Here is a 19,562-nt window from a genome sequence, read left to right as displayed (position 1 = left end):
AGGCAAAAGTCAGGGCTCTTTTCCGGACAGGAAAGGGGAGAGCCATGACAAGTAATCGCAGGGTTCCTGCAATACCGGCATTGTGTGGAAAGGGTAGTGCCGTGCGGGATCAAATTTTTTTATATTACCGCATCTTTTCACTCTGAAAAGATGCCGGCTCTTCTTCGGCGGAGAGGGTTAACGCAAGGTCTTGTGATAATGAAAATCGAAAGTCTTCTTTCTGCAGGCTGTATTGCCCTGGATCTCGAACTGGAAACAAAAAACCAGGTCATCGATAAAATGCTCTCGATTGTGTCCGGTCACGCCGGTATCAGAGACGCTCTTCGGTTACGGGATGATGTACTCAGGCGGGAACAGGAAATGTCAACCGGGATCGGAAAAAAAATAGCGCTTCCCCATGCGAAAACGCCGGCAGTCAGTCAACCGGTTCTGGCTCTTGCCACCTTGAAGCAAGAACTCAATTTCGATTCGATCGATAATGAACCGGTCCGGATTATTTTTCTTCTCGCCACTCCGGAAACGATGCTCGCCGAGCACCTGAAGCTGCTTGGTCGCATTACCAGGCTTGCCGGACGTGCCGATTTCCGCGAGCGTCTGATTGCATCGAAATCGCCCTCCGAGGTGCTCGATCTGTTCCGGGAGGAGGAAAAGGATTTCCCTCAGATATAACGCAATCAGTTTAACAGGAGAGGTTTACCGCAGAGTATGTCGCACTATCAGGCTGTCAAGGGGGCAAGGGATGTTTTTCCCGATGAAATGGTTCAATGGAAACATATCGAGGAGGTTGTAAGCAGGCTTGCCGCGATATACGGTTTCAGCGAAATCCGGACCCCCGTCTTTGAATACACGGAGCTTTTTCAGCGCAGTATAGGAGCTTCAACCGATATCGTCGGCAAGGAGATGTTTTCATTTCAGCCCGATCCCGGGGGCCGTTCGATTACGCTTCGTCCGGAAATGACCGCAGGGGTCATGAGGGCGGTGCTGCAGAAAAACCTTTTGGCGGCCTCTCCGGTACAGAAACTGTACTACATCAGCGAGCTGTTTCGCAAGGAGCGTCCCCAGGCCGGGCGGCAGCGGCAGTTTTCGCAGTTCGGAGCTGAGCTGCTCGGGGCGTCTTCGCCTGCTGCGGTTGCCGAGGTGATCATTTTCATGATGCATGTTTTCGAGTCGCTCGGCCTCAGTGGGCTTCGCCTGAGAATCAATACGCTGGGGAACAGCCTTGACCGCAAAAAATACAGGGAGGCGCTCAGGGCCTACCTTGCGCCCTGTTACTCGCGGCTTGACGAAGCATCACGGGAGCGGTTCGAAAAAAATCCCCTGAGGATACTCGATTCGAAAAATCCCGAGATGCAGGATATTGTTGCCGGAGCGCCGAAACTGCATGACTATCTGGGACGCGAGGCTGTCGATGATTTTGAAAAGGTGCTTGCATACCTTTCCGGCAGGGGTATCGACTTTCAGATCGACCATCTTCTGGTGAGGGGGCTCGACTATTACAGCTACACGGCATTCGAGGTGACCAGTTCCGAACTCGGCGCCCAGGATGCTCTCGGCGGGGGTGGCCGGTATGATTCGCTCGCCCTCGAGCTTGGCAGTCCGTCTGAGGTTCCTGCAGCAGGTTTTGCCGTCGGCATGGAGCGTCTTCTGATTGCCATGCAGAAGCAGGGTCTCTTTCTCCAGCAGACTCCTGAGGGTCCCTCGGTTTTTGTTGTCGTGCAGCAGCCGGAGCATTTTGACCGGGCATTCGAAATTGCCGACAAGCTCCGCCGTGCAGGAATCAGCACGGTTATCGATCTTGCCCGCAGAAGCATGAAAGCGCAGCTTCGCGAAGCCAACAGGATGCATGCGGCATCGGCGCTTTTTGTCGGCGGCGACGAACTTGCTTCAGGGCTCTATCCGCTGAAGAACCTTGTAACGTCGAGCCAGGAGACCTTTTCTCTTGACGGCGTGATCGCTCTCCTGCAGCGGCAGGCTGCGGTAAAAGGGAGTTTGTGATGAACAGGCTTCATACCGTTACCCTTTACGGAAAAAAGGAGTGCTGTCTCTGTGACCAGGCAATGGCCGTTCTCCACAAGGCTCAGGCTGCCGAACCTTTTGTTCTCGAGAAGATCGACATCGCTTCGCAGCCCGATCTCCTCGAGAAATACGGAAGACAGATTCCTGTCATACTTGTTGACGGTATCGAGGTTTTCCGCTACCGGATCCGGGAAGACCGTCTCGCCGCCCTTCTGGCTCTGCCGGTTCCATAGAGCGTTTTCCTGAAAGGTTTTTTTTACGATGACAGGCTGTGACGATGCTGAAATTCATTCTTCTTGCCCTGCTGCTCTACCTTGTTTTTCGTCTGGTGCTCAAAACGCTGGGAGGAGGGTTTTTCATAAGGTACAAAGGCGATGATCACCCCGCCGGAGGCAGGGTTCCTCCTTCCGCTTCCCGCAGGGAGGTGGAGGAAGCCGATTACGAAGTGATCGACACGCAGCTCAAGGATGACGAGCGGCCGGAGCGTTAGTATGTTTGACTATTGAGCCTTTTTTTAGTACATTCAAAAACGGGGTTCGAATGGGCGGCGGTTGACTGAAGGAGAAGTGGGGCTTTCCCCACTTTTTTGTTTTCCGAAAAAAAGAACAGATGATCCGGTGATAATGGAAGAGAAAATTAAACGTTGTGTTCTTCGGGTGCTGGAACTGTCTCAGGGTACGAAAGGTGAGGGGGTCTATCTTGTTCGCCTGCAGGTGAAAGGCCCCGGAAAACACAGGAAAATCGAGGTTCTGCTTGACAGTGACGCCGGAATCCGGATCGATCAGTGCTCTTTTTTCGGTCGACGGATCCGCGAACAGATTGAAATTGACACCGAGCCGCCGGTGCTTGCCGGCGAGGATTTCGATCTCGTGGTTTCATCGCCGGGGCTTGGCGAGCCTGTACTGATGTCGAGGCAGTATATCCGGCATACGGGCAGATTGCTGAAGGTTGTCTACAAGGGTGAACAGCAGGAAGAGACGGTAATGACCGGCCGCCTGCAGAGGGTTCTGAAATCCGGAGATACCATTACCGCGCTGGAGCTGGTTCCGGTCACTGCCGGAAAAAAGGGTTCCCGCAGCGGAGGTGCAGTCGTTGAGCTTCCTCTTGAGCGAATCGTCAGGGCTGTTCCGGAAGTGGAGTGGTAGCAGAGAGAGAGACAGGGTATCCAGGAAATTTTTCTTTTTATCAAAAGCACAATCAGCAAAGAGATGGCGAGAAAGCAGGTAAAAGCGGAAGGTCAGGACAGGCGGGCGCAGATTGCCAGCGCGTTCGGTGAAATCGAGCAGTCGAAGATTTTTCTTGACAAGAAAACGGAGAGTGCGGCGGTAAAGATGGATATTGCCGACCTTCTCAAGGATATCATTCAGAAGCAGCTTCGCAAGGACTATGATCCGGAAGTTGAATCCAATATTTTCATCAATCCGGAACGGGGCGATTTCGAGGTCTATCTTCTCAGGAAGATTGTCAGTGAAGTCGATATTCCGGCTATTGAAATCAGTCTCGACGAAGTCCGCAAAATCGATGAATCACTTGATCTGGGGGATTATTATGAGGAGGGGCCGATTCGTCTTGAGGATTATCTGAGCAGGAAATCGATACAGATTATCAAGCAGTCCGTACAGAAAAAGGTTCGCGATCTTGAACGGCTTGTCGTGTATGAAGAGTGCCTTGAAAAAGTCGGTGAGGTAGTTGCCGGCGAGGTCTATCAGGTGCGTTCAAACGAGGTGATTTTTACCTACAATACCTCGAAAGACCACCGGGTTGAACTGGTGCTGCCGAAAGCGGAGATGATGAAAAAAGACAACCCCCGCAGAACCCCCCGGATGAAGCTCTATGTCAAGAGGATCGAACGGGAAAAAGTGAAGGTGCGTCTCGATGACGGATCTATGGTCGAGCGGGAAAAACCCGATGGCGGCATGAAGGTTATCGTATCTCGGGTAGACGACCGGTTTCTCTACAAGCTTTTTGAACACGAGGTTCCCGAAATACTTGACGGTCTCATTGTCATCAAGGGAATTGCCCGGGTGCCCGGCGAAAGGGCGAAAGTTTCCGTGGAGTCGACCAGCGCCCGGATCGATCCTGTGGGAGCGAGTGTCGGTTATCGCGGAAAGCGCATCCAGAGCATCGTAAAGGAACTCAACAACGAGAATATCGATGTCATTTACTACACCGACGAACCGCAGATTTATATTGCCAGGGCACTGCAGCCGGCAAAGATCGATCCGCTGACGGTTCATGCCGATATGAAAACCCGCAAGGCAAGAGTCATGCTCAAGCCGGATCAGATCAAATACGCAATCGGCAAGAACGGCAACAATATTCATCTGGCGGAAAAACTTACCGGTTATGAAATCGATGTCTATCGCGATGTGATCGACAAATCGATGGAGGACCCGACTGATATCGATATCATCGAGTTCCGTGAGGAGTTTGGTGACGATATGATCTACCAGCTTCTCGATGCCGGTCTCGATACCGCTAAAAAGGTACTTAAAGCAGGAGTCGAGGAGATAGAGCAGGCTCTTGTCGGGCCGGTAAAGAACGAGGAGATTCTTGTTTTCGGAAAACCGTCGCGCAAACCCCCGATCAAGCCGAGGGAACGGAAAGTTACGGATGAGGAGAAGCGGTACTGGGCAAAGATTGCCGACAATATCTACCGGACGGTCAAGGAGCAGTTCTCTGATGCGGATCTGCATGACCTGTTTGACGAGAGCGGTCAGGAGGAGCCCGGTACAACGGAAGCTGATGCATGAATGGAGCAGACCCTCAGAGAAAACAGAGAAGGATAAAGAGCTTATAAAATCGACAGGAGGATGTAATGGCCATTGAGGAGATGGAAAAGAGATACCGTATCAGCGACATAGCAAGAGAGCTTCAGGTCAGTCCGCAGGAAGTCCTGCAGTTTGTCAAACAGGAAGGGGGCAAAGTGGCCTCTACATCCTCCATGGTTGATCAGGGTATGCGTGAAATGATTTTCGGTCATTTCAGTGTCGAGAAGAAAATGGTCGATGAGACCTTGAAAATCAGGCAGGAGAAACAGCGCAGGCTCACAAGGCTCGAAGAGCAGTCCAGAAAAACCTATGAAAAGGAGCGGCAACTGAAGGAAACCCTCAGCAGTGCGTCTCCGGCTTCCGTGGTTTCCGAGACGAGAAAGGATCCCGCCCCGCAGGCACCGAAAATTGCTGCTGCCGAGCCGCTTCAAGCGGAGGATCAGCCTGTTCCGGCCGCCGGCATTCATCTTCCGGAGGTTTCCGATCAGCCCGAGCAGTCCGAGCGGTCCGTGCAGCCTGTTCAGGCTGAACTGCAGCCGGTCGAAGAGCTGGCAAAAGAGCCTCTGCAGCCGGAAATACCGGTCAGGGAGGAGCCTTCGGTGAACGAACAGCTCGTTTCCTTTGAAACGCCCAAGAACATCGGAGGTCTGACGGTTATCGGCACCCTTGACATGCATTCCGGTTTCGAACGAGGCAGTGACGGGGATAGAAAAAAGAAGGCGCGCAAAAAGAATTTCCAGGAGCAGGCGGATGCGCTGAAGGATGAATTCGATACAGGCGTAAAGGATGAGGCCGGCGCCGAGACTGCCGCCAAAAAGCCGGCGAAGCCGGCAGGTGAAGCCGGTGCTTCAACCGCCGCTGACGATGCCGCCAAAAAGAAGAAAGGCAAGAAAAAGAAAAAGCCGGAAGTCGACGATAAAGTGATTTCGGCCAATATCAGGACAACCATCAGCGGTATGGATGACAGCGGAGGCACGGGATCGCGTCAGAAATTCCGAAAGATGCGCAAGATCGAGCGTGAGCGTGAACTTGAAGCCGCTGAGGCGTTTCGTGAATCGCAGCAGGCGATCGTCAGGGTTACCGAGTACGCTTCTCCGCATGAACTTGCCGACCTGATGGGTGTGACCGCCAAGGATATCATCCAGAAATGCTTTGCACTCGGCAAGTTCGTAACCATCAACCAGCGTCTCGATAAAGAGGCGATCGAGCTTATCGCCCTTGAGTTCGGTTTTGAAGCCGAATTCATTTCAGAGGTTGAAGCGACGGCCGTGGTCGTGGAGGAGGATGAGCCGGAAGATCTGCAGATACGTCCACCGGTGGTGACGATCATGGGCCATGTTGATCACGGTAAAACCTCGCTGCTCGACTATATCCGCAACAGTAAAGTCGTTGCCGGTGAGTCGGGCGGTATTACCCAGCATATCGGCGCCTATGAGGTAACCGTTGGCGGCCAGAGAAAAATCACCTTTCTGGATACTCCAGGCCATGAGGCGTTCACCGCCATGAGAGCCAGGGGCGCCCAGGTAACCGATATCGTCATTCTCGTCGTTGCGGCCGACGACAGCGTCATGCCGCAGACCATCGAGGCAATCAACCATGCCAAGGCAGCAGGTGTGCCGATTGTCGTGGCCGTCAACAAGATGGACAAGCCTGAAGCGAACCCGGAAAAAATCAAGAGCCAGCTCTCGGAAGCCGGAGTGCTTGTCGAGGAGTGGGGCGGTGAACATCAGTGCCAGGAGATTTCCGCGAAAAAAGGTATCGGTATTTCCGAACTGATGGAAAAGGTGCTGACCGAGGCTGAAATCAGGGAGCTGAAAGGGAATTTTTCACATGATGTGAGAGCAAGTGGCATCATTGTGGAATCCGAACTCGACAAGGGCAAGGGTGTTATCTCCACCGTGCTGGTACAGCGCGGATTTCTGAAGGTCGGTGATCCGTTCGTGGCCGGCAATACGATGGGCAAGGTTCGCGCCCTGATGGACGAAAGGGGAAAGCGCATTCTGTTCGCCGGGCCTTCGCAGCCGGTCAGGGTGCTCGGTTTCGAGGATCTTCCCCAGTCAGGAGACGCCCTGACCGTCATGGTTTCCGACAGGGATGCCCGTGATCTTGCACAGAAACGCCAGGTTATCCGCCGTGAACACGAGTTCCGCAGAAGCACCAGGGTCAAGCTCGACAGTATCGCCCGTCAGATCAAGGAGGGCCTCATGAAGGAGTTGAGCGTGATCATCAAGGCCGATACCGACGGTTCGATCCAGGCGCTGGCTGACGGCCTCATGAAGATCCATAACGAAGAGGTGAAGGTGCAGATCATTCACCAGGGAGTTGGTCAGATTACCGAGACCGACGTGCTTCTTGCCGCAGCCTCAGATGCCATTATTATCGGTTTCAGGGTAAGGCCCAACGTCAACGCAAAGAAGCTCGCCGAAAAGGAGGATCTCGATATCCGGTTCTACAGCGTCATCTATCATGTGCTTGAGGATGTCGAAAAAGCGCTTGAAGGAATGCTGTCGCCGGAACTTCACGAGGAAAGCCTCGGCTCGCTCGAAGTCCGTCAGGTTTTCCGGGTGCCGAAGGCCGGCAATGTCGGCGGATGTTACGTGCTTGAGGGTAAAGTATTCCGGGATTCCAAGGTCCGCCTGCTGCGCGAGGGGGTTCAGATCTATGACGGACAGCTCGACGCGCTCAGGCGCTTCAAGGACGACGTCAAGGAGGTCGATGCCGGCTATGAGTGCGGCGTCTCCCTGAAAAATTATGATGATATCAAGGTTGGAGATATTGTTGAAGCTTACAAGATTGTTGAAAAGAAACGGAAACTCTGAACAGCGGAGCGAGAGGTTATGTCGATACGCACTGAAAAAGTAGCTTCGCTGCTTCAGCATGAAATGGGTTCGATTCTTGAAAAAGAACTTCCCCGGAGTGGCGGCCTCGTGACGGTTGTTGCGGTCAAGGTAACTGCCGATCTCAGTATTGCCCGCTTCTATGTCTCTATCATCGGTACTGAAAAGCAGCAGGTTGAGGTGATGGCATGGCTGCACGAAGAGACCAGGTATCTCAGAAAGCTGCTTTCGGCTGGTATTCGTCACCATTTCAGAAGAATTCCCGAGGTTGAATTTTATGAAGATCGCCTCTACGAAAAGGCCAGCCGTATCGAGCAGCTGCTCCGAGAGGTGAGAAAAACGCCGGAAGAGCACGATTGACGGATATCCGGCATAAGGTTAATGAATGCAGGAACAGGGTATTGAACAGGCATGCTGCGACGACGGCGCGTTTCTGCTGGTTGATAAACCGGTAGACTGGACTTCGTTTGACGTGGTGGCCAAAGTAAGGAATGCCTACGGGAAAAGCGGCCTGAAGCGCAAGGTTGGACATTGCGGAACTCTCGACCCGAAAGCATCCGGGCTCCTGATTCTTGCAACCGGACGCAAGACCCGTGAAATTTCAAGCCTCGAGGTTCTCGACAAGGTTTATGAAGGATCAATAAGGCTTGGCGCGTTGACACAGAGTCACGATACGGAGACCGCCGAGTACGGACATTGTGATACAGGCCATCTGACACCGCAGCAGATACGGGAAGCTGCCGCATCATTTATCGGTCCCTCCCTGCAGCAGCCTCCGATGCATTCCGCAGTCTGGCATAACGGCAGACGGCTTTACGAGTTCGCCCGTAAAGGCGAGGTCGTCAGGGAGCGAAGGGAGAGGGAGATCATGGTTCACCGGTTTGAGATAACGGCCATAGAGCTTCCGCATGTTTCGTTTGTTCTGGAAGTTTCAAAGGGCGCCTATATCCGGGTCATTGCCCATGAGTTCGGCAGGACTCTCGGGGTTGGCGGATACCTTGCCTCGCTTCGAAGGACAGCGATAGGTTCCTATGAAGTCAGTGCATCACGAAGCGTTCAGGAAACAGTTGATGCCATTCTCTCAGGGCGTTCTCTTTCGTCCGGCCAAAGGAGTTAACATCAGGATGCAGGTTATTTTATACCATAACCACAGACTCCGGTACGCCGACGGTGCGCCTGCCATGCTGGAGCCTGTTGATTCGGCAGTCACAATCGGCTCATTCGACGGCGTGCACTGCGGACACCGGAAAATAATTTCGAGCATGCTCGAAACCGCACGCCGGCACTCTTTCAGAAGCGTGGTGGTGACCTTTGATCCACATCCGCGGCTTGTACTGAACGCCGATGCCGGCGACCGGATCGAGGTGCTTACGACACTCGACGAAAAGATCGAGCAGATTGCCGGTCTGGGTGTCGATCTGCTGATTGTTGTGCGTTTTACCCCCGAACTTGCGGGGTGGAGTTCCGGGAAATTCATAGAGGAGCTTCTTGCCGGAACGCTTTCGGCAAAAAGTGTCACGGTCGGTTACGATCACGGGTTCGGAAAAGGCAGAAGCGGGAGCGGTGCGACGCTTGCCGGGCTTGGGGAGCGGTTGGGTTTTTCGGTGCAGGTGGTTGAAGAGCTTCGTATCGACAGCGAGCATATATCGAGTACGAGGATAAGGAGTCTGCTGAAAAACGGGCAGATCAGGGAGGCAAACAGCTTTCTCGGAGCGCCCTATGTTATAAGCGGCGCTGTGGTGGAAGGACGTAAACTCGGGCGCGAGCTCGGGTTTCCAACCGTCAATCTGAAGCTTTTCGATCCGGCGAAACTTCTTCCACGCAGAGGGGTCTATATGGCGACCACGCAGATCGAAGGGGAAACCTACAGGGCAATGATGAATATCGGCACCCGGCCAACACTCTGTCTTCAGGATGCGGGAGTAATTGTTGAGGCGCATATTTCGGGCTTCTCAGGCTCACTCTATGGCAATGAGCTTCGTTTCAGCCTGCACGGATTTATCCGGGACGAGAAAAAATTCGATTCGCTCGAGGCGCTTCGGGAGCAGCTTGAAAAAGATAAAAAAACGATGGAGTTGTTTTTTGAATAATATTATATTAAAGGTCATTTGATTTAACATACTAAATGCATCGATATGAGTTTGACTAAAGAGAACAAGAGCGAAATCGTCACGCAGTTCGGCGGAGCCGGCCAGAATACCGGAAAAGCCGAAGTCCAGGTTGCCCTGTTCAGCCGCAGAATCACCGATCTTACCGGCCATCTTCAGCAGCATCCCAAAGACAAGCACTCCCGCCGCGGCCTGCTCATGCTGGTCGGCAAACGCAAAAAAGTGCTGAACTACCTGAAGAACGTAGATATTGACCGCTACCGCAAAGTGATTGCCGAACTTGATCTTCGCAAGTAAGCTGTTTTATTGTTGCCTGATTTCTGCGGGAAATGATCCTGCAGCTTTTCTTCAAACAGAGAACGCAGCAAGGGAGATGCTATGTTGGAAAGTATGACCGGGTATGGCAGTGCGGAACGTGTGGAAAATGGTGTGAGGATTCTTGCCGAGCTTCGTTCGGTTAACAACCGGTTTGCGGAAATCAGTGTAAAGCTTCCCCGTCAGCTGTCGAGCTATGAGCTGGAGGTAAGGGATCTCATCCGTTCCCGCTTTCAGCGGGGAAAAATATCGCTGTTGATTCAGCTTCAGACCGAACGGGACCAGCAGATTCCGGTTGTCGTGAACCCTTCGCGGGTGAAAGCGTACAGGGAACTTCTCGAAACGGTCAGACTTGAAGCAGGCATAGAAGCGCCTGTGGCGCTCGAACACATTCTGAAGTTTTCCGAAATATTCGATAACGAAACAGGCCGGGACGAAAACGCCGAATGGTTGTGGCCCGCTGTCCGTTCCGTGCTTCCCGAGGCCGTCGAAGCCCTTAAGGCCATGCGCCGCAGGGAGGGTGAAGAACTCTCGCTGGACTTTGCTGCCCGGATTGCAGGCATTGAAACCACTCTGGCCGGTATCAGCCGGCTCTCACAGGAAAATGTCGAACTGGTCCGCAAGCGGCTTGCCGCAAAGGTCGAGAGCGTTGCAGGCCGGGATATTGCCTATAGCCGAGACCGTCTTGAAATGGAGCTTGTGCTTGCCGCCGAGAAGCTCGACATTACCGAAGAGCTGATCCGTTTTGCCAGTCACAACAAGTTTTTTCTCGAAGAGCTGCACAACAACGAAAGCGGTACCGGCAGAAAACTGAATTTCCTTCTTCAGGAGCAGCTTCGCGAGGCAAATACCATCGCCTCGAAGTCGCAGAATGCGGAAATCTCCCAGCAGATCGTTCACATCAAGGAGGAGCTTGAAAAAATCCGCGAGCAGCTGCAGAATATTGAGTGAGACGATCATGGAGGAACACGCTCCCAAAGGAAAGCTGATTGTTTTTTCAGCGCCGTCGGGTACCGGCAAGTCCACCATTGCCCGGGAGGTGCTCGAGCGGGTAGGGGATCTTGCATTTTCCGTTTCTGCAACCACTCGCCAGAAACGTCCCGGTGAAGAGCATGGTATTCACTACTATTTTCTCGACAGGCAGGATTTCGAAGAGCGGATACGGCAGGGCGGTTTTATCGAATATGAATTTTTTTTCGGTAATTACTACGGGACATTGCTCGACAAGACCCGTGAAGCAATTGACGCGGGTCGAAACCTGCTTCTCGATCTCGACGTCAAAGGCGCCCTGAACCTGAAAAAACTCTTTCCGGACAGTGCGTTGCTTGTCTTTATCAAGCCTCCCGATATGGATACGCTCAGGGAGCGACTTATAAAGAGGGGTGGAGCAGATCAGGACGGTCTTCAGGAACGGCTTGACCGGGCCTCACTCGAGCTTGCGCATGCCGGCGAGTTCGATGAAACTGTTGTGAACGACACTCTGGAGAGAGCGGTCGGAGAGATTACAGAGAAAATTACGAGATTCCTTTCAACTACGTAAATCTAAAGACATATGTCGGTTAAACCTGTTGATTTGAATACGCTCAGGAGCGCGCACGCCAATTTGTACGAAACGGTTGTCGCTATTTCAAAAAGAGCGCGCCAGATACATGAAGAGGAGCGGTCCGAGCTTGAAGAAAAACTGCTTCCCTACAAGGAGATGATCCGGAACCCTGCCAGCGAGTCCGAATCGGACCGGATTTTCCCTGAACAGATAGCGATCAGCCTTGAATTCGAAGGCCGTGAGAAAGCTTCGCACAAATCGGTTGCCGAGTATCTTGCAGGAAAATACGACTACACTGTCGAGAAATCCATGGAAACAAAAACGGTTCAGGCTGAAGATGATGATGAAACTGACGGGGATTAGCCAGATCACCCTGAGAGTCAATGACCTCAGGCTTGCCGAGGATTTTTATGCAGGCACTCTCGGGCTGAAAATCGATCACAGGGTGGGGGCGAACATAACCTATCTGCGTCTCAATTCCGATATGCTGGTGCTGGTAAAGGCGGAAACGCCGGGTGCTCCTGAAGCAAGGGATATCAGGGTTGACCATTTCGGTTTCAGGCTTGCCTCCGACGGCGAAGTCGATGAAGCTGCCGTCTATCTCGATGACCGTGGGGTCCATCTCGTCACTCATCCGGCGCACAGACGCGAAGGCCGGGCATTTTTCGTTATGGATCCCGACGGAAATCTTATCGAGTTCTACTCCATGCGTTCCACCGGGATCCAGAAAGACGAGGCAAGCCTTGATGATGCCTCTCCATCAGTGCTTGCAGCCGGAAGCCGGCAGAAGATAGCCGATGAATCCGAAACCAGAAAACCCCGCCGCTCCAGAAAGTGAGGCAGGAGCCTCACTGCTCTATCTGGACAGTTTCAGCAGCTCCTCGGCTTCACGGAGTTGCTCCGGAGTATTGATTCCACGTATTTCGTCTGCGTCCTCAACCCGCCAGGCGCTGACTTTTTCCCCTTTGCCGAAACAGATACCGAAGACATCGGTCAGATAATACTCCTGTTGTGCATTGTCCGTCCGAAGTTCTCCCAGTGCCTCAAAAAGCACTTTCGAGTCGAATACATAAATACCCGAATTGGTTTCACGCACCAGTCGTTCTTCAGGAGATGCATCCTTCTGTTCGACAATTCGCAGAACGTCTCCGGACAGCCGGTCTCTGACGATTCTTCCGTATCCTGTCGGGTCGTCGAGTTCTGCAGTAAGCACCGTGGCGGAAGCCTTTTCCCTGCGGTGGAAAGCCAGAAGCTCTTCGAGGGTCCGGCTTCTGACAAGAGGGGCATCTCCCGAGAGAACCAGAACCTCTCCGGAAAAAGAGCGCAGTGGCGCTTCCGCCTGCATGACGGCATGACCGGTACCGAGCTGCGGCTCCTGCACTACCGGTGTAACGGGATAACTTCGGGTGGCCTCTGAGACCAGTTCGGCCTGATGGCCGACAATCAGTACGGTTTTATCCGGATTCAGTCGGCCTGCCGTATCGAGTACATGCTCGATCACCGGTTTGCCGTTTGCCTGGTGCAGTACCTTCGGGAGGTCGGATTTCATCCGGGTGCCTTTGCCGGCAGCCATGATCAGTATTGCAAGAGCCATGTGTCGCTATTGAATGAAAGTGGTTGTAACCGTTCAACCGAGCTGTTCGTCTTCTTCGCCTACCCGGTGCCTGCGCTTGGGGTTGTTTTCACGGTCGACGATCAGGACCATCGGCTTGTGCGCGCGGGCTTCCTCTGCATCCATGATCGCGAAGGTCATGATAATGATTTCATCGCCAGGCAGGGCGCATCGTGCCGCTGCACCGTTGAGCTGGATCACCCTTGAGCCGTGAACGCCTTTTATGATGTAGGTTTCAAAGCGCTCACCGTTATTGTTATTGACCACGAGTACCTTTTCATTCGGAATCATTTCCACCATGTCGAGCAGTTCGCTGTCGATAGTGATACTGCCTTCATATTCAAGGTCGCCACTTGTTACGATTGCGTTATGTATTTTTGATTTGAGCAGATGTAATTTCATGAAGAGAGTGAACTGTTTATTTGATTAATCCTTCGCCGCTTCCCTGGAATATCCGGTACCGTTTCAGGGACTGATCGCTTTCAAAACCTTGTCCCTGTATGGTTCCGTCCTCACGGGTAATCGTTACATGCCGGTTTGAGCGTATCATCGCGTCTTTTGCCGTTCGCCTGAGATATGCGGTTCTGATAACGGTATTGTTCCCTGCCGTGACGACGACATTGCCGGAAGCATCGATGTCCTGGTTCTCATGGATAACCGCCTTGTCGGCCCTGATGGTTGTCGGAGGGTTTCCTTTCCTGCCGTAAAAGACAACCGTAACGCCGCGGTCGAGATAGTAGGTATTTTTTTCCCTGTTGCGGTATTCTGCAGCATGGCCGGCCTTTACAGATCCCTTGCGGATGCCGGCATCCGTAAGATAAAGCGTCATGTTCCAGCTTTCCTGTGCAGGATGGTTTTCTGTGTTGAAATCGGGTTCAAGCGAACGACGCTCCCCGCCGGGAGCGCCGCAGCCGCCTGAAGACAGCATAACCGCCAGAAGCAGAAAAAAGAGAGGCAGTTTCAATGGTGGCCTGTAACGGTATTATTTGATATTCAGCTGATTCATAACCTTGGCCGTCAGGTCATGTTCCTGGGAGCCGTAAACCATGACCGACTTGTCAAGAACAAGGCTGAACCCGTCTTTCTGTGCCTGTGCCTGCACTGCAGAAAGTGCTTTCTGGCGGATCGGGGCAATCAGTTCCTGCTCTTTCTTGTCAACCATTCCTCCACGTCCGAACTTTTCCTGCTGGTACTTCTGGACAGCCTGGCCTTTAAGGTTCAGTTCTTTTTCCTTCTGCTCTCGTGCCGCTTTCGTCATGGTTGGAGCCTGCTGTTTATAGGCGGCAAGTGATTTTTCGAAATCCTGCTTGAGACGGTCGAGCTCCTTCTGAAGCGGAGCTGCGGTTGCCTGCAGGGTGGTTTCAGCTTTTTTCGTTTCAGGCATCTGCTGAATGATTTTGCTGAAATCCACGACGCCGATTTTTTCAGCTCCCTGTGCGACAAACGTAGCCGGGAATACAAGGAGAACGCCGAGGATCACAGCTGTTATCATTCTGCGGGACATGTTCATCATACGCCCGGCTCCATGCATCATTTTCATCATGTATCTTTTCATTTTAGTTGTTGATAACCTTGTACGCGAGGTATAACTTGATTTTATACCTCTCAAAGGTAAGAATTCCCTGATAAAATCCATAAAAACCGGGGAATCTTTGCCGTTCCGACATGTTCCCTCCGTTACGGATGCCGTCGCGTTTTCTGAAAAAACTGGCCAGGCAGCTGCCTGACGGTTTTTTTAAGTTCGAGTTCGAAGAGCAGGACAAGCAGTACGGAGATGTCCAGTCCGCTCCTCAGGGCAAGCGTGTCGAGATGTACCGGTTCCTCACCGATGAACCTCATCAGTTCATTTTCCTCCCTGGAAAGTTCCGCCCGGACGATCGCGGGTTCCTGCTGCTGCTTGACGGTGTCGATGGGAGGAGCCGGCAGTTCTTCAAGAATATCATCAACCGAGAGAACGGCCTTGGCCTGGCCGGTCTGGATCAGCCTGTTCGTGCCCCTCGAATTTCCCGAATAGATGCTTCCCGGTACGGCGAACACTTCACGGTTCTGTTCGAGAGCGTATGAAGCGGTAATAAGGGCACCGCCTTTCAGATCGGATTCGACGACAAGAGTGCCCTGCGTCATACCAGAAATAATCCGGTTTCTTTTCGGAAACTTTGCAGGCAGCATTTCCGAACCAAACCACTCTTCGGAAACAAGTGCGCCTTGCTCGATGATTTTCGGCCAAAGCCTTCCTCTCGGGTCTGTATAGATGTCGTCCACACCGCCGGCAAGCACGGCAACGGTTTTTCCTCCGGCCCGGAGTGCGGCTTCATGAGCGGCGCTGTCGATGCCGTAGGCCAGACCGCTGACGACGAGAACACCCCGGAGAGCCAGTTCTCCCGAGATTTCCATTGATGCCTGTTTTCCGTAAGCAGAAGCTTTTCTGGTGCCGACCACCGCAATGGACGGCTGTTCCGGGTTCGGGAGAGATCCCCGTATAAACAGAACGGGCGGAGGGTCATAGATCTCTTTGAGCAGTGAGGGATAGCCCGGATCAAGAATGGTGACGAGTCGGGCATTGCACCGTTCGAGCGCCTCAAACTGGCCGATGGCTTCCTGTTCGGCCGCCCGGCGTTTTTCAGGCTGACGAAGAAAACCGGCAATCTCGCCCGAGAGCTGTTCTCCGATTCCTGTAATCCTCTGAAAGTCGTCTGCTCCGGCGTGAAGCAGATCGGGTGATCCTCCGAAGCGACTGATTATGGCATTGATTCTGGCCGGTCCGAGACCCGGAATCCGGGAAAGCACAAGCATGAGGAACGCGGCTTCTCTGCCGGCCGGCAGGGTGGTCATCTCCGGATTTTCAGAAGTCCCTCTTCACGAGGATGCCGGCAAACCCTTTCAGGTATTCCCGTCCTTCAGCAAACGGAAGTTGTTCGATAGCCGCCAGCGCTTCCGCTGTTTCGCGGTGTATCAGTTCGCGGGTTTCGTCGAGTACTCCGCACCGTTCGAAAATCTCCCTTACTTCGTTGACCCGCTCGGCGCCTATGCCGTTATTGTCGATGATCGAACGAAGCAGCCGGTGGTCTTCTCCCGAGGTGAGTTCGATCGAGCGAAGCAGCAGATAGGTTTTTTTGCCCTTGATGACATCTCCTCCGGGTATTTTACCCGATTTGCCGTCATCTGCCATGATATCGAGATAATCGTCCTGGATCTGGAACGCCCTTCCGATCTTCTCCCCGAAGGTTACCAGCGCCTGAAGCTGTTCCCCGGTGGCGTTTCCGGCAACACCGCCGGCTTCAAGAGCAGCGGAAATCAGTCGCCCGGTTTTTTTTGCAATCATATCGAGATAATCGGCAATCGAGGCGTTTTTTTTCTCCTCGAGTTCCATGTCGAGCGCCTGGCCTTCACAGATCGTGATATTTGCGTGATTGAGGATGTGAATCAGCTCCCGGTGCCGTTCTGTTTTCGATTGCAGTGCAAGTTCGTAGGCATAGGCGATCATCATGTCGCCTGAAAGAATGGCGGCATTGGTGTTCCACTGTTTGTGGACGGTAGGTCGACCGTGCCTGAGGTCAGCCTCGTCCATGATGTCGTCATGCATGAGGGTGAAGTTATGCAGGATTTCCACGGCAAGTGCTGCGTTGAGGGCCTCGTCTGCTGTGCCGGAGACGGCTTCCGCGGCAAGCAGGGTCAGAAACGGCCGGATTCGCTTGCCTTTTCCCTCAAGGATGTATCGGGCCGGAGCATAAAGCGTGACCGGATTGTCTGCACTGAAGCATCCCGAGAGAGCCTCGTTGATCCGCTTATGGTAGCTGCGGTATTTCTCGTCGACGAGCGCCGGAGTGAGGGTGGTAGTCATTACAAAAACAGTCGATGTTTATTGGCAAGATGCTTTTTCTGGAGCTTTTCCGGAGAGGCGGTTCCGGTCAGAAACATGACGGCCCTGAGATCGTTGAGCCAGGTTTCAATAGTCTCTTCGAGTCTTTCTTCGTGCAGGGCCTTGAGCAGGCGACCAGCCGATGCGGCGATGTTTGCGCCCAGAGCAAGGGCCTTTGCAATATCCATGCCGCTCACGATGCCTCCGGAAGCGATAATGGACGCATGTTCATATGCCGGTATTTCTCTGAGACCGGCCACCTCGATAAGGCATCGGGCAGTGGGAATGCCCCAGTTCAGCAGCTCCCCGAGAGCTTCGGGGCTGAACCGGTTTTCCCTGCCGGTCCGGCGCAGGTAGCGGCACTCTTCGACTTTCTGCCAGCTGATGCCGCCGGCGCCCGCAACGTCGATAACCTGTACCCCGGCATCCAGCAGCTTTCGGGCACACTCTCCGGATATACCGCAGCCGACCTCTTTGACAATGACCGGTACAGGGAGTGATGCCGTAAGTCGGGCGAGTTCTTCGAGCACACGACGGAAATCGGTATCTCCTTCCGGCTGGAACATCTCCTGGGCGGCATTGAGATGTACAATCAGGGCGTCTGCTTCTATCAGTTCAAGCAGGGTATGAATAGCTGTCGCACTCAACCCCCTGGCTACTTCAGGGGCTCCGATATTGGCGAAAACCTGAACGGACGGAGCATATTTTCTGACAACCGAAAAGCTTTCCCGCTGGGAGCTGTTTTCAAGCGCCTGACGCATACTGCCGATGCCGAGCGGAATCCTGAAATGTTCGGCTGCTTCGGCAAAGCGTCGGTTGAGCGTTACGGCTTCGCCAAATCCCCCGGTCATGGACGAGATCATGAGCGGCGCGCCTATCCGGCGGCCGAGAAAGGGTGTGGACAGATCGATATCGGAAAAGCGCAGCTCCGGCAGGGCGTTGTGCAGGAATTCGAATTGTTCGAACCCCGAGGTTTTCAGGTCGAAACAGACATCATCATGCAGGCAGAGCTCCACATGGTTATGCTTCCGTTCAATTGTTATATTGGAGAGTTCGTCACTCATACCGCCCTGTATCGGTTTCCTTCAGGTTTTCGTGTACCTGAGTTTAAAACTATAACTTAATAAAAATATCCCAACTTTTTAGCCGGTCAATGGCTCTCCGTCATGCTGAAAACGCTGTTTGATATTGCCCTGCGCCACCTTTCGGGTCGACGCAGGCAGACCTTCACCACCATTGCCGGCGTAGCGGTCAGCACCATGGTGCTCATTACCACGATCTCCCTTACCAGAGGTCTTCTTGACTCGTTTGTCGATACCATCGTCAATGTTGCGCCTCATATCACCCTGAAAGGTGAAAAAATAAATCCTGTGCCGGTTGACATTCTCAGCACGCCGGGAGGCGCTTCGGTTGCCGTTGTTGAAGATAATATCAAAAAACAGGAGCGGGAAGAGGTAAGGAACTACCGGCAGATGCAGGTCGTTTTCGATTCGCCACTCTACAGGAGAGAGCTGCTTGCCGTATCCCCGTATGTCGAGTCGCAGGTCATGGCGGTCAAGGGAAACCGCAACGAACCGCTTCTTTTTAAGGGTGTGGATATCGAAAAAGAGGACAGAATCAGCGGTATCGGCAGCAAACTGCAGAGCGGCGATCTCGGCGCGTTCAAAAAAACCGCCAATGCCCTTCTTGTCGGCAGGACCATAGCCCGTGACATGAAACTCAAGGTGAACGACGAGATCATCATCATTCCGGCTTCAGGCCAGAGCCGACAGTGCAAGGTGGCCGGTATTTTCTTTACCGGCGTCAATGTCGTGGACAACAGTGTCGTGGGTTCGCTGAAGCTCGGCCAGATCATCGAGGGACTGCCCTCCAGCAAGGTTACCGGTATTGCCCTCAAGGTAAGGGAGCCGTTCGAGAACGGACTGCTTGCCCGCGAGCTGGAAAAGGTGACCGGTTACCGCGCGGTAACCTGGCAGGAGCAGAACGCAAGCGTCCTTTCGCTTTTTGCCAGAATCGGCTACATCGTGTTTTCGCTTGTTGCCTTTGTGGGAGTTGTTTCAGGGTTCGGAGTGGCCAACATTCTGGTAACAACGGTTTTCGAGAAAAGTCGTGACATAGCCATCATGAAATCCTTCGGATTTTCCGCCCTGCAGCTGGTAGGCATGTTCATTCTCGAAGGTTTTATGGTAGGTCTGGCCGGAGCTCTTGCCGGTGGGGTGCTTGCCGTGGGTTCCATCAATCTGTTTGCCAGCATTCCGGTGGAGAATTCACAGGGACCCCTGACGAAAACGGGATTCAGCATGTCCCAGAATCCGCTCTATTTTGTCTATGTAATCGGAGTGACCGTTTTCATCAGCACCATTTCAGCGATCCTTCCTTCGGCAAAAGCCGCCAGACTCGAACCGGTTCAGGTGCTGCGCGACAGCAGTCTGTAGTGAACAGCTGCATATCTGCTTTGAGCCTCAATTGCTGCGTTGGGCGGTGCTCGTAATCCTCATGTG

At 53.2% G+C, this 19,562-nt stretch carries 23 protein-coding genes; 16 read left to right on the top strand and 7 right to left on the bottom strand.

The window, feature by feature from the left end:
- Positions 1 to 198: 198 nt before the first annotated feature.
- From WBP50_RS09910 to WBP50_RS09840, 15 genes are all read left to right on the top strand, one after another.
- Positions 199 to 669, top strand: a complete 471-nt coding sequence (locus WBP50_RS09910) for a PTS sugar transporter subunit IIA (protein ID WP_423934010.1) — start codon at positions 199 to 201, stop codon at positions 667 to 669.
- A 36-nt stretch (positions 670 to 705) separates the two neighbouring features.
- The gene (gene hisS / locus WBP50_RS09905; protein WP_423934008.1) at positions 706 to 1,995 is read left to right on the top strand and encodes a histidine--tRNA ligase; all 1,290 of its coding nucleotides are present in this window, start codon (positions 706 to 708) and stop codon (positions 1,993 to 1,995) included.
- A complete protein-coding gene (locus WBP50_RS09900; RefSeq protein ID WP_423934006.1) occupies positions 1,995 to 2,249 on the top strand; it encodes a glutaredoxin family protein in 255 nt (84 codons plus the stop codon). Before hisS ends, WBP50_RS09900 begins: the two co-directional genes overlap by 1 nt.
- Positions 2,250 to 2,293: 44 nt before the next feature.
- A complete protein-coding gene (locus WBP50_RS09895) occupies positions 2,294 to 2,506 on the top strand; it encodes a hypothetical protein (protein ID WP_423934004.1) in 213 nt (70 codons plus the stop codon).
- A gap of 133 nt (positions 2,507 to 2,639) precedes the next feature.
- A complete protein-coding gene (gene rimP, locus WBP50_RS09890) occupies positions 2,640 to 3,161 on the top strand; it encodes a ribosome maturation factor RimP (RefSeq protein WP_423934003.1) in 522 nt (173 codons plus the stop codon).
- 63 nt (positions 3,162 to 3,224) lie between these two features.
- Complete coding sequence (gene nusA / locus WBP50_RS09885; protein WP_423934002.1) at positions 3,225 to 4,769, top strand: transcription termination factor NusA; 1,545 nt, start codon at positions 3,225 to 3,227, stop codon at positions 4,767 to 4,769.
- Between the two features lie 65 nt (positions 4,770 to 4,834).
- Complete coding sequence (gene infB, locus WBP50_RS09880) at positions 4,835 to 7,606, top strand: translation initiation factor IF-2 (RefSeq protein ID WP_423934000.1); 2,772 nt, start codon at positions 4,835 to 4,837, stop codon at positions 7,604 to 7,606.
- 18 nt (positions 7,607 to 7,624) lie between these two features.
- Complete coding sequence (rbfA, locus tag WBP50_RS09875) at positions 7,625 to 7,984, top strand: 30S ribosome-binding factor RbfA (RefSeq protein WP_423933999.1); 360 nt, start codon at positions 7,625 to 7,627, stop codon at positions 7,982 to 7,984.
- 25 nt (positions 7,985 to 8,009) lie between these two features.
- The gene (truB, locus tag WBP50_RS09870) at positions 8,010 to 8,741 is read left to right on the top strand and encodes a tRNA pseudouridine(55) synthase TruB (RefSeq protein WP_423933998.1); all 732 of its coding nucleotides are present in this window, start codon (positions 8,010 to 8,012) and stop codon (positions 8,739 to 8,741) included.
- 7 nt (positions 8,742 to 8,748) lie between these two features.
- A complete protein-coding gene (locus WBP50_RS09865) occupies positions 8,749 to 9,714 on the top strand; it encodes a bifunctional riboflavin kinase/FAD synthetase (RefSeq protein ID WP_423933996.1) in 966 nt (321 codons plus the stop codon).
- 45 nt (positions 9,715 to 9,759) lie between these two features.
- Positions 9,760 to 10,029 carry a 30S ribosomal protein S15 gene (rpsO, locus tag WBP50_RS09860; protein WP_423933994.1) on the top strand — a complete coding sequence of 90 codons (270 nt, stop codon included), beginning with the start codon at positions 9,760 to 9,762 and terminating at the stop codon, positions 10,027 to 10,029.
- Between the two features lie 81 nt (positions 10,030 to 10,110).
- Positions 10,111 to 10,998: a YicC/YloC family endoribonuclease gene (locus WBP50_RS09855; RefSeq protein WP_423933992.1), complete on the top strand. Its 888-nt coding sequence runs from the start codon at positions 10,111 to 10,113 to the stop codon at positions 10,996 to 10,998.
- A gap of 7 nt (positions 10,999 to 11,005) precedes the next feature.
- Positions 11,006 to 11,587 (top strand): guanylate kinase, encoded by a 582-nt coding sequence (gene gmk / locus WBP50_RS09850; protein ID WP_423934067.1) that lies wholly within the window; start codon positions 11,006 to 11,008, stop codon positions 11,585 to 11,587.
- Positions 11,588 to 11,599: 12 nt separating this feature from the next.
- The gene (locus WBP50_RS09845) at positions 11,600 to 11,953 is read left to right on the top strand and encodes a DNA-directed RNA polymerase subunit omega (protein ID WP_423933989.1); all 354 of its coding nucleotides are present in this window, start codon (positions 11,600 to 11,602) and stop codon (positions 11,951 to 11,953) included.
- Positions 11,931 to 12,428 (top strand): VOC family protein, encoded by a 498-nt coding sequence (locus WBP50_RS09840; RefSeq protein ID WP_423934065.1) that lies wholly within the window; start codon positions 11,931 to 11,933, stop codon positions 12,426 to 12,428. Before WBP50_RS09845 ends, WBP50_RS09840 begins: the two co-directional genes overlap by 23 nt.
- 18 nt (positions 12,429 to 12,446) lie before the next feature.
- On the opposite strand, the gene WBP50_RS09835 is transcribed toward WBP50_RS09840, so the two are convergent.
- The 7 genes from WBP50_RS09835 to fni form a co-directional block, all read right to left on the bottom strand.
- The gene (locus WBP50_RS09835) at positions 12,447 to 13,184 is read right to left on the bottom strand and encodes a sugar phosphate nucleotidyltransferase (protein ID WP_423933987.1); all 738 of its coding nucleotides are present in this window, start codon (positions 13,182 to 13,184) and stop codon (positions 12,447 to 12,449) included.
- Between the two features lie 33 nt (positions 13,185 to 13,217).
- Positions 13,218 to 13,604: an aspartate 1-decarboxylase gene (gene panD, locus WBP50_RS09830; protein ID WP_423933986.1), complete on the bottom strand. Its 387-nt coding sequence runs from the start codon at positions 13,602 to 13,604 to the stop codon at positions 13,218 to 13,220.
- A gap of 16 nt (positions 13,605 to 13,620) precedes the next feature.
- A complete protein-coding gene (gene lptC / locus WBP50_RS09825; protein WP_423933984.1) occupies positions 13,621 to 14,166 on the bottom strand; it encodes an LPS export ABC transporter periplasmic protein LptC in 546 nt (181 codons plus the stop codon).
- Between the two features lie 18 nt (positions 14,167 to 14,184).
- The gene (locus WBP50_RS09820; protein WP_423933983.1) at positions 14,185 to 14,694 is read right to left on the bottom strand and encodes an OmpH family outer membrane protein; all 510 of its coding nucleotides are present in this window, start codon (positions 14,692 to 14,694) and stop codon (positions 14,185 to 14,187) included.
- A gap of 185 nt (positions 14,695 to 14,879) precedes the next feature.
- The gene (gene dprA / locus WBP50_RS09815) at positions 14,880 to 16,034 is read right to left on the bottom strand and encodes a DNA-processing protein DprA (RefSeq protein WP_423933981.1); all 1,155 of its coding nucleotides are present in this window, start codon (positions 16,032 to 16,034) and stop codon (positions 14,880 to 14,882) included.
- 10 nt (positions 16,035 to 16,044) lie between these two features.
- Positions 16,045 to 17,043 carry a polyprenyl synthetase family protein gene (locus tag WBP50_RS09810; protein ID WP_423933980.1) on the bottom strand — a complete coding sequence of 333 codons (999 nt, stop codon included), beginning with the start codon at positions 17,041 to 17,043 and terminating at the stop codon, positions 16,045 to 16,047.
- Positions 17,043 to 18,125, bottom strand: a complete 1,083-nt coding sequence (gene fni, locus WBP50_RS09805) for a type 2 isopentenyl-diphosphate Delta-isomerase (RefSeq protein WP_423933977.1) — start codon at positions 18,123 to 18,125, stop codon at positions 17,043 to 17,045. Before fni ends, WBP50_RS09810 begins: the two co-directional genes overlap by 1 nt.
- Before the next feature lie 102 nt (positions 18,126 to 18,227).
- Between fni and WBP50_RS09800 the strand changes: the two genes are divergently transcribed.
- Positions 18,228 to 19,496, top strand: coding sequence for an ABC transporter permease (locus WBP50_RS09800; protein WP_423933975.1), 1,269 nt, complete (start codon positions 18,228 to 18,230; stop codon positions 19,494 to 19,496).
- Positions 19,497 to 19,562: the final 66 nt, after the last annotated feature.

It is taken from the genome of Chlorobium sp. (assembly GCF_049593655.1).
Lineage (GTDB): Bacteria > Bacteroidota > Chlorobiia > Chlorobiales > Chlorobiaceae > Chlorobium.
This window is presented reverse-complemented; position numbering and strand designations above follow the sequence as displayed.